General features: G+C 29.5%; 10 protein-coding genes. 5 read left to right on the forward strand and 5 right to left on the reverse strand.

Going from position 1 to position 10,592, the window contains the following annotated elements; genetic code table 11:
* Nucleotides 1-90 precede the first annotated feature (90 nt).
* On the reverse strand, nucleotides 91-1,089 hold the full coding sequence (locus tag BMW96_RS03995) for a GGGtGRT protein (protein WP_092352741.1): 999 nt from the start codon (nucleotides 1,087-1,089) through the stop codon (nucleotides 91-93).
* Nucleotides 1,090-1,104: 15 nt separating this feature from the next.
* Nucleotides 1,105-1,797, reverse strand: a complete 693-nt coding sequence (locus tag BMW96_RS04000) for an iron-sulfur cluster assembly scaffold protein (protein ID WP_092352743.1) — start codon at nucleotides 1,795-1,797, stop codon at nucleotides 1,105-1,107.
* A 337-nt stretch (nucleotides 1,798-2,134) separates the two neighbouring features.
* On the opposite strand from BMW96_RS04000, the gene BMW96_RS04005 reads away from it, so the two are divergent.
* On the forward strand, nucleotides 2,135-3,133 hold the full coding sequence (locus BMW96_RS04005) for a C45 family autoproteolytic acyltransferase/hydolase (RefSeq protein ID WP_092352745.1): 999 nt from the start codon (nucleotides 2,135-2,137) through the stop codon (nucleotides 3,131-3,133).
* A gap of 19 nt (nucleotides 3,134-3,152) precedes the next feature.
* Here the strand turns inward: BMW96_RS04005 and BMW96_RS04010 are convergent, their stop codons facing one another.
* Nucleotides 3,153-4,454, reverse strand: coding sequence for an oligosaccharide flippase family protein (locus BMW96_RS04010; protein ID WP_092352747.1), 1,302 nt, complete (start codon nucleotides 4,452-4,454; stop codon nucleotides 3,153-3,155).
* Between the two features lie 67 nt (nucleotides 4,455-4,521).
* Between BMW96_RS04010 and BMW96_RS04015 the strand changes: the two genes are divergently transcribed.
* The 4 genes from BMW96_RS04015 (at nucleotide 4,522) to BMW96_RS04030 (ending at nucleotide 9,348) form a co-directional block, all read left to right on the forward strand.
* A complete protein-coding gene (locus BMW96_RS04015) occupies nucleotides 4,522-4,812 on the forward strand; it encodes a post-transcriptional regulator (protein ID WP_092352749.1) in 291 nt (96 codons plus the stop codon).
* Between the two features lie 37 nt (nucleotides 4,813-4,849).
* Nucleotides 4,850-6,487 carry a single-stranded-DNA-specific exonuclease RecJ gene (gene recJ, locus BMW96_RS04020; protein ID WP_092352751.1) on the forward strand — a complete coding sequence of 546 codons (1,638 nt, stop codon included), beginning with the start codon at nucleotides 4,850-4,852 and terminating at the stop codon, nucleotides 6,485-6,487.
* 73 nt (nucleotides 6,488-6,560) lie between these two features.
* Entirely contained in the window at nucleotides 6,561-7,079 is a 519-nt protein-coding gene (locus BMW96_RS04025) for an adenine phosphoribosyltransferase (protein ID WP_092352753.1), read from the forward strand.
* Nucleotides 7,080-7,122: 43 nt separating this feature from the next.
* Entirely contained in the window at nucleotides 7,123-9,348 is a 2,226-nt protein-coding gene (locus BMW96_RS04030; protein ID WP_092352755.1) for a RelA/SpoT family protein, read from the forward strand.
* A gap of 47 nt (nucleotides 9,349-9,395) precedes the next feature.
* Here BMW96_RS04030 and BMW96_RS04035 read toward each other — a convergent pair whose 3' ends face one another.
* A complete protein-coding gene (locus BMW96_RS04035; RefSeq protein WP_092352757.1) occupies nucleotides 9,396-9,914 on the reverse strand; it encodes a GNAT family N-acetyltransferase in 519 nt (172 codons plus the stop codon).
* Nucleotides 9,915-9,992: 78 nt separating this feature from the next.
* A partial coding sequence (locus BMW96_RS04040) for a PD-(D/E)XK nuclease domain-containing protein (protein WP_177165810.1) occupies nucleotides 9,993-10,592 on the reverse strand: 600 nt, incomplete at its 5' end.

Raw genomic sequence — 10,592 nt, forward strand, 5'->3', positions numbered from 1 at the left:
GAGGAATCGCTTTTTTGTTTTTTGAAAATTATAAAAACAAAAAAGTCCTGATAAAATCAGAACTTTTCTTATTTTAGTATAAAACCGTAATTATTTACAAGCTTCTTCAATCGCTACTGCAACAGCAACAGTTGCACCAACCATTGGATTGTTACCCATACCGATTAATCCCATCATTTCTACGTGAGCAGGAACTGATGAAGAACCAGCAAATTGAGCATCTGAATGCATACGTCCCATAGTATCAGTCATACCATAAGAAGCAGGCCCAGCTGCCATATTATCAGGGTGTAAAGTACGCCCAGTTCCTCCACCTGAAGCAACTGAGAAATATTTTTTACCTTGTTCAATACATTCTTTTTTATATGTTCCAGCAACAGGATGTTGGAAACGAGTAGGGTTAGTAGAGTTACCAGTAATTGATACATCTACACCTTCTTTATGCATGATAGCAACACCTTCTCTAACATCATCAGCACCATAGCAATTAACTTTAGCGCGAGGACCATTAGAATAAGCTGTTCTTGATAATTCTTTTACTTCACCTGTAAAATAATCGAATTGAGTTTCCACGTAAGTGAATCCATTAATTCTTGAGATAATTTTAGCAGCATCTTTTCCTAAACCGTTTAAGATAACTCTTAATGGGTTAGTTCTAACTTTATTAGCTTTTTCTGCAATTTTGATTGCACCTTCAGCAGCTGCGAAAGATTCATGTCCTGCTAAGAAAGCAAAACATTCAGTTCCTTCATCTAATAACATAGAACCTAAGTTACCATGTCCTAAACCTACTTTACGGTCATCTGCAACTGATCCTGGAATACAGAAAGATTGTAACCCAATACCAATTGTTTTGGCAGCATCTACTGCTTTAGTATCTCCGTTTTTGATAGCCATAGCTGCACCTACAGTGTAAGCCCAACAAGCATTTTCAAAACAGATTGGTTGTGTTGATTTTACGATTTCGTAAACATCAATACCTTTTTCATCGCAGATAGCTTTAGCTTCTTCGATTGATTTAATATCAAATTTTGCTAATGCAGCGTTAATTTGATCAATTCTTCTTTCATAACTTTCAAACAATGCCATTTTAGTACCCTCCTATTATTCCTTTCTTGGATCGATGTACTTAGCAGCATCATTAAATCTACCGTAAGTACCAGTAGCTTCCTTGATTGCTTCATTAGCATCTTTTCCAGCTTTAACCATATCCATCATTCTACCTAAATTTGTAAATTCATAACCGATGATTTCATCATTTTCATCTAAAGCGATTCTATTGATATAACCTTCAGTTAATTCTAGGTAACGAGGACCTTTAGCTTTTGTAGAGTAAGAAGTACCAGTCATACTTCTTAAACCTTTTCCTAAGTCTTCTAATCCAGCTCCAATTGGTAAACCACCTTCAGAGAAAGCAGATTGAGTACGTCCATAAACGATTTGTAAGAATAATTCTCTCATTGCAGTATTGATAGCATCACAAACTAAGTCAGTATTTAAACCTTCTAATAAAGTTTTACCAACTAATGCTTCTGAAGCCATTGCTGCAGAATGAGTCATCCCTGAACAACCAATAGTTTCAATTAGTGCTTCTTCAATAATCCCTTCTTTAACATTCAATGTTAATTTACAGGCACCTTGTTGAGGAGCACACCAACCAATACCATGTGTTAAACCAGAGATATCTTTAATTTCTCTAGAATATACCCATTTTCCTTCTTCTGGAATTGGAGCACAACCATGTGAAGCGCCTTGTTTGACACAACACATTTCTTCTACTTCATGTGAATAAATCATTTTTTCTAACTCCCTTCGTGTTTTCGATTATAAATAGCTAGTTACACTATTTAAGGCGAACTAAAATCACCTGAATAAAGTATAGAATAAAGCAGGGTTAAAGTCAATGAAACATCAACGATTATCTAATAAATTCGACAAAAGCTAATGAATATTCTAAAAGTTACAAGGAGAAAGATTGATGATATTAGTAATTATAAATTATTAAGTAAATATGTATTTAATAATATGTTAATATTAGTGAGATAAAGAATTTTAATTGATTGACAATAAAATTTTATTGATTTATGCTTGATTTATGAGTTACCAGTAGCTCTTTAAAAAGGAGCGAAAAATTATGTATCATTCAAGATTTAAAGGAACCCATTACCAAATTGGGTATAAGTGGGGAAAAATGTTATTTAAAAATAATCATTTATTTTTAGATAATGTCCCATTTAAATTAACACAAGAAAGAAAAGAATTTGCATTACAGTGTTTACCATATTATCAAGAATATTTTCCTGAAGTAGTTGAAGAAATACAAGGAATAGCAGATGGTCAAGAATGTTCATTTGAATCTATTTGTTCTGTTCTTTTTAGTATGTATTGTATTATTCCAGAAATACATTGTTCTTGTTTTGTATTAAGAAACCAGAAAGAGATATTATTAGGACGTAATAGTGATTTTTTGACAGAAATTGAAAAACTATATACTAATTGTATTTATCAATTTAGCAATGAATCGTATGCTTTTAATGGTAATACAACAGCATGTGTAGAAATTGAAGATGGCATAAATGAATATGGTTTAGCAGTTGGATTAACATCTGTTTATCCAACTGTAAAAAAGCCTGGGTTGAATGCAGGGATGATGTTGCGATTATTTTTAGAAAAATGTAAGACTGTTAATGAAGTTATTGAATTAATTAAGACATTGCCAATTGCATCAAGTCAAACTTTTATTTTAGCTGATACAAGTGGCAATAATGCTTTGATTGAGTGTAATGCTGAAAAAACTGAAATAGTTAGTAATAGTAAAACAGTGTGGGCAACTAATTTATTTCATACAAAGAAAATGGAAAAGTATAATAACTATGAAATTGATGATTGGAATGGAGAATTACGTTATCAAACAATAGCAAAAGCGGTATTGAAAGAACAAATTAATTCTTTTGATGATGTAGTTGATTTGTTATCAGGAAAATATGGTTTTCTTTGCCAATATGAACGAAGAACAGGTAAAGATACTGTTTGGTCAGTAATTTATGATTTAAAGCAAAAAAAGATATATCGAGTTGAAGGAAATCCATCTCGAAAGAAATTTGTTGAAGATAAAAGATTTAAGTTTAGATAAACCCTCATTTTAGAGGGTTTCAATTATTTGTACAAAACAGATATTTATAACAGGCACCTGCACTAATAACTAGAGTAATTAATAATCCTGTTAATAGGCTAACAGCAATACTAAAGACTCCTATATAATGACTTAATACATAAACTAAAATTATTTCTGAAGTACATTCAATAATACTGATAATAAACATTAATTTATTTTTATTTAATGCTTGTAGAAGAGCACTAAGAGGAGTTTGTAAATAAAAGATTGTGAAAGGAATTGCCATATATTTTAAATAATTAGCACCACTAGTTGTATTATATAAAATTTTTAAACAGAATTCAGGTATAAAATAAAAAATAAGAGTAAAAGGGACACTGATTAGAAAACTACCAAGTAATGCTAAAAACATATGTTTTTTAGCAGCTGAGAATTTTTTATAAACTACATCATCTGTTATAATAGGTAAAAATAAGCGATAAATAACATTATTAAAAAAGGTAGGGGTAACTAATAAAGAAATTACATAACCACTAATGATTGCATATTGCTGGTGAATAGTACTTTCACTTAAATTAAATTTAGTTAAAACAAATACTAATGTAATTGGTTCAAGAAATGAAACAACACAATGATATAATCTAGAACCTGTTAATGGCATAGCGATATTTAACATATCTTTTATTTGGAGGTTATTAACGATACTTTTTTTATTAAAAGTTGTAATTTTGTGATCCTTTAGACGAGTGGATAAGTAAATAATTGAGCTTAGTTCACCAATAGACATGGCAAAAGTTGCAAAACTTACTAAATAGGTATCAGCTAAAAAAGAAAATTTTCTAATCATAAAGTAACTAAAAGCTAAACGAGCTATTTCTTCAACAAACCCAGCTTTAGCTACAAGAAAAACATTTTGTCGAGCAAGAAAATAATTTTTAATAATACCACTGATTCCAACAAGGGGAATGAATAGTGCTAAGGATAATAAAGGATAAAAAGCACCTTCATTTTTTAATAGATCATGACTAATAAATTTTGAAGCAAATAATAAGGTACTCATTACAATAACACAGGTAAAAAGGCAGATAGTAAAAGCAGATATAATAATCTTTTTATTATTGTATTTAGGGTTTGCAACTAATCTAAAAACAGCTGAAGGAATACCAAGTTGTCCTAAGGTGATACATAAGGAAACAGTAGGCATAACTAGTATATATAAAGCCATTGCTTCACTACTTAATTGACGTGCTAAAATCATTCTATTAAGGATACTGAATAATTTAGCAATGGCAGAACTAGCGGAAAGAATGATAAAAGAATTTATTAGTTTTCTTTTCATAAAGCACTTCCTTTCTGATGAAATTTGTCATATAATATGTAAGTGACTTTGAAATGGAGGGCTGAATGTGGAATCGATTGACGATTTTAAATTTAATAAACGTGACCTTAATTTTTTAATTAAATTAAAAGCCCGTGACTTTAAACAACAAAATATTCATAATATTACTGAGCAGCAAATAAAGGATTATTTGTTTGAACGTAAATGGCGAAAAAAAGATGCTATTCCTATGTGTGAAATAATAGATGATATCATGAGTCTTGATTTTTCTGAAATATTTGACTATTTGAGTTTACAAGTTGTAAAAGAAGCATCGCGTTTGAGTATAAATGATTTTACAGATTTAATTTCAAAATAGTTGCTTTAGCAACTATTTTTATTTGAAAGGAGTATTTATGGAGTGGCAGATTATAAATGATTTGGACTACAAACACTATATGCAAAAATACAATATAAATTCTCTTTTAGCAAAGATTTTTGCTTATAAGAATTATTCTCAATCTCAAATTGAATTAATGTTATCTAATCGTTTGATTTATCATGATTTTTCATTGTTTTCTGAAGCAGAAATAACTTTAGAAAGAATTTATGAGGCGATTGAAAATAAAGAAAAGATTTGTATTTATGGTGATTATGATTGTGATGGGATACTTGCAACATCAATTTTAGTAGAAGCATTTAGACAATTAGGGGTTGATGTCGGATATCATATTCCAAATCGCTTAGAAGATGGCTATGGTTTGAACTGTCAGCGAGTTGAACAGATTGCAAGTAAAGGATATAGTTTAATAATTACAGTTGATAATGGAGTAAAGGCTTATGATGCAGTCGAACGAGCTAATGAATTAGGAGTGGATGTAATTATTACTGATCACCATAATTGTGAAGAAGAACTTCCTGAAGCATTTTCAATCATCCATACTAAAATTTCTCCTGATTATCCGTATAAAGAAATATCAGGCGGTTTTGTAGCTTATAAATTAGCTAGTGCTTTACTAAAAAAACATGATAAATATTTGTTTTGTCTAGCCGCTATCACTACTATTTCTGATATGATGCCATTACTTGATGAAAATCGTGCTCTAGTTAAACGAGCATTGGAATTTATGAAAGAAAACAAATTTACTCAGTTAGAACTATTATTAGGCAATAATCAAAAGTATAGTGTTACAAGTATTGGTTTTATCATTGCACCTAAAATCAATTCTTTTGGAAGATTAAGTGATTTAATCAATCCAAATCATTTGGTTAAATATTTTCGACAAGATGCATCGATTGAAATTTTAAAAGCAGTTAGTTCAAAAGCAGTTGAAATCAATGCTAAAAGACAAGAAATGACAAATAAACAATACCAAAATGTTATAACAACACTTAATTCAGATGAGCAGTTTTTATATAGTTATCAAAATGAGATTCATGAAGGATTGATTGGATTAGTAGCAGGAAAATATACTCGTCAGTATAATCGACCTAGCTTTGTAATGAGTTTAGATACTAATAAAAATATTTATAAAGGCAGTGCTAGAGGGATTGAGGGATTATCATTAAATAATATTTTTAAACAAGTTGAAGATATTTTAGAAAGTTATGGGGGACATGCTTTGGCAGGAGGGTTTAGTGTCAAGTTTGATAATGTTGAAAAGCTTAAACAAAAGTTAACTGATTATTTAAATAATCAGTTAGAAAATTATCAACCACCATTGACTAGTGTATTAGAAGTTTCAAGTGATGAAATCAGTCAAATTAGTGTAAAACAATTAGAACAGTTAGAACCACTAGGTAATGGTAATGAGGAAATGTATTTTTATGCAAAAGATTTACCAGTAAAGAGAGTAATTTTATTATCAAATGGAAAACATCTTCGTTTTGATCTTGATTTACCTAATACAAGAGGACAGGCATTGTTTTTTAATCATGGTGATATATTTGAAAAATATAAAGATGTTCAAAAGATAAATGTTATTGGTAAATTTAATATTAATGTCTATAATAATATGGAATCAGTTAATCTAATTATTGAAGCTATTAAATAGTTTTATTTAATACATAAAAATGGTATAATTAAATATCATAACGCATAATTGTAAAGGAGAATTAGTATATAAAATGGATTTGACAAAATATGTAGCTAATATAAAAGATTTTCCTGAAGAAGGAATTATTTTTAGAGATGTGACACCATTAATGAAAGATCATAATGCTTTTAAAGAAACGATAGATCGATTTGTTATTTGGGCAAATAGTTTAGAGGCAAAAGTTGATATTGTTGCAGGACCAGAAGCACGAGGTTTTTTGTTTGGGTGTCCTGTAGCTTATAGTATTAATGCAGGATTTGTACCAGTTAGAAAACCAGGTAAATTGCCTCGAGAAACGGTATGTGAATCATATGCTTTAGAATATGGAACTAATGAAGTTCATATTCATGCTGATAGTATTAAACAAGGACAAAAAGTAATTATTGTTGATGACTTATTAGCAACAGGAGGAACTGTTGAGGCAACTATTAAATTAGTAGAAAAATTAGGTGGAGAAGTAATTGGTATTGCTTTTTTAATTGAATTGGAAGAATTAAAAGGACGAGATAAACTAGAAGGTTATAATATTTATTCAATGTTGAAATATTAAAAAAGAGCATAGCTCTTTTTTAATAATTAAGGGAGGTGCTAAAATGATGGAATACAAAAATGCAAGAGATAGTGTTTCAATAAAAGATGTTCTAGAAGTATGTAGTAAATATATTACTAGTCAAGAAAGCCTAAATTTAATAAATCAGGCTTATGATTATATTATGGAAAAGCATAAGGATCAAAAACGAAAAAGTGGTGAACCATATACTAATCATTTGATTTGGGTAGCTTATATTTTGGCAACTTTACAGACTGGACCAGCTACGATTACAGCAGGATTGCTTCATGATGTAATGGAAGATTGTCATGTCAGTCGTGAAGAAATGGTTGAACGTTTTGGAGAGGAAATAACAACATTAGTTGAAGGAGTTACAAAAATTGGCAAAATGCCTTTTAAAGATGAACTAGATGTTTATGCTGAAAATCATCGGAAAATCTATATTGCCATGGCTAAGGATATTCGAGTTATATTGATAAAGTTTGCTGATCGACTTCATAACATGAGAACATTACAGTTTATGCCTCCTCATAAACAAAAAAGAATTGCAAGAGAAACTTTAGAAGTATATACACCAATTGCTCATCGTTTAGGAATCAATGATATTAAAACAGAATTAGAGGATTTAAGTTTATCATATTTAGATCCTGTAGCCTTTGAAGATATTTCTAATCTTTTAGCAGTTAAACAGGAAGAAAGAAAAGAATCTGTTGCTAAAATGATGGAATTTGTTAAAAATATGCTTGATGAAAATAAATATGAGTATCGAATTTTAGGAAGAGCTAAATCTATTTATAGTATTTATAAGAAAATGTTTGTTAAAAAGAAACGTTTTGATGAGTTATATGATTTATATGCCTTAAGGATCATTACTAAAGATAAGATGGATTGTTATGGTATCTTAGGTTTGATTCACGATCATTATCGCCCGATTCCAGGAAGGTTTAAAGATTATATCGCTATGCCTAAACCCAATATGTATCAATCTTTGCATACTTCTGTAATTGGTGAAGATGGTAATACTTTTGAAATTCAGATTCGTACTGAAGAGATGGATGAATTAGCAGAATTGGGAATAGCAGCTCATTGGCGTTATAAAGAAAATAAAGGTTATTCTTCTAAAAAAGAACAACAAGAAATTGGTGAAAAATTACAATGGTTAAGAGAATTTATTTCTTTAAGTGATGATATTAAAGATGGTGACGCAAAAGAATATTATGATTCATTGAGAAGGGATATTTTTGAAGCTAATGTTTATGTTTTAACACCTCAAGGAAAAATTGTTGAATTACCCAATGGTTCAACCCCTATTGATTTTGCTTATCGGATTCATACAGAAGTAGGGCATAAAGCTGTAGGTGCTTTAGTTAATAATGTTATGGTACCAATTGATACTAAATTGAATACTGGTGATGTAGTTGAAATCAAGACAAATAAACAATCTCAAGGTCCAAGTGAGGATTGGTTGAAATTTGTTCGTACTGCTGGTGCTCGTAATAAAATTCGGCAATTTATTGCTTCTAAAGAGGCAGAAACTAAAAAAGATGCAATTGAAGAAGGTCGTAAGATTTTAAGAGATGAGCTTAGAAAGCGTCAGTTAGATGAAAAAAAATATTTAGATCCAGATACTTATAAAACTTTTTTAGGATCATTTGGTGCTCGCTCATTTGATGATATTCTTTATTTTATTGGTAAAAAGAGTTTACCAGCAATGACTTTGATTGATCGAATAGTTCCTAAAAAGAGTGGTTTTTTTGACAGTATTTCTAAAATGCTTCAAAGAAATAATCAAGCTAATGAAAAACAACAGTCATTAAGGAGCAATTCAGGTGTTGTTGTTAAAGGAATAGATGGTTTAAAAATACAATTGTCTAAATGCTGTAATCCAATTCCTGGGGATGATATTCAAGGATTTGTTTCACAGGGACAAGGAATTAAAGTTCATCGTAAAGACTGCCCTAATATTCAAGTGCCGGAAATAAAATCTAGGTTAATAGATGTTTATTGGGATTTTGCTTCAATTTCAACTATGAGGTTTCAGGCAGACCTTGAAATAGTTGGTTTGGATCGAACTAATTTATTAAATGATGTAATTACATCATTAGGACAAATGAAGATTAATATTTTAAATATTCATGCTGATGTGATTGACATGAAAGCTATTATCAAACTTAAAATTTCAGTGGAAGATGCCCCAAGGTTACAACAGGCAATTGATAATATTACTAAGATTCAAGGTATATTTGAAGTTAAAAGAGTTATTCATTAAGTTAATTAAAAAAGATTTCTCCGTTTAAAAAGAGAAATCTTTTTTAATTATAAATCAGAAGCAAGCATCCCATATATATAGCTGTCAGTCCATTCCCCTTTATTCCAATAATCTTTTATAAAATGTGCTTCTTTTCGCATTCCAATTCTTTCACACAACTTAGCAGATGATAGATTTCTTGAATCTAAATTAGCTATAATTCTATGAACTCCATAATTTTTAAACATATATTCTACAACTGTCTTAACAGATTCATAAGCATATCCTTTACCAGAATATCTAGAATTAAATGTATAACCAATTTCAACAGTTTCTTTCATCTCTGTATAACAAATTGAGATATCGCCAATTACTTTTTTATCTAAAACACAGGCTAAATTGATTTTTCCTTCTTCTAACTTATTATATTTAAGTTTTTGTTGAAATTCTTTTAATTTATTATCTTCATTCCATACATCATGAAGCAAATATTTACATACTTTAGTATCACTATATATATCATATAAATCATTGATATCACTTTCTTTGAAAGGTCTGATTAATAATCTTTCTGTTCTTAAAATCATCAATTACGCTCCTTTGTGAATTTTAATTTATCATTATACTTATTACCATTTGTAAAAGTAAATGATATTTTATGATAACTATACTTTTGTAACATAACATTGTTTTTTATAAAATGATATTCCATACCCTAATACCTGTCTATACCCTTTGCTTTCAAATGATTTTAAATAATCATTTGTCTCTATTTGTTTTGCCGCTTTTTGACTATCCTCTATTAAATCATCTTCATGAAAACTGTGTTTACATTCTATAACTATACATGTTTTTGTTTTTCTAGCTGGTATAAGCGCTATATCAAATCTCCCTTTTCCACTTTCTCTATTTGATTTAACTTCATATCCATCTGCTTTTAAGAATCCTATCATGAATCCATGATAAAAACTTTCATAGTTATCATAATAACTGATACTGTTTTCCAAAACATCTGATAAATAATCAATCGCATTTATAACATTTCCATTAATCAGTTCATTAATAAATGTATTTCTTTTTACTCTTTGATACTCATCAAACCATTTCATAAATATATTGTCATAAATTGTTTTTATTTCCTTATTTGGTATAACCAGCTTATAAGTATCTGTTATCTGTTTTCCACTATCATCATATACCTTGTCTTGAATCTTTAAATATCCTGTATACAATAAAAAACTGTATATATCATCATTCATATCTTC

The sequence above is a fragment of the Thomasclavelia cocleata genome (assembly GCF_900102365.1).
GTDB lineage: Bacteria > Bacillota_I > Bacilli_A > Erysipelotrichales > Coprobacillaceae > Thomasclavelia > Thomasclavelia cocleata.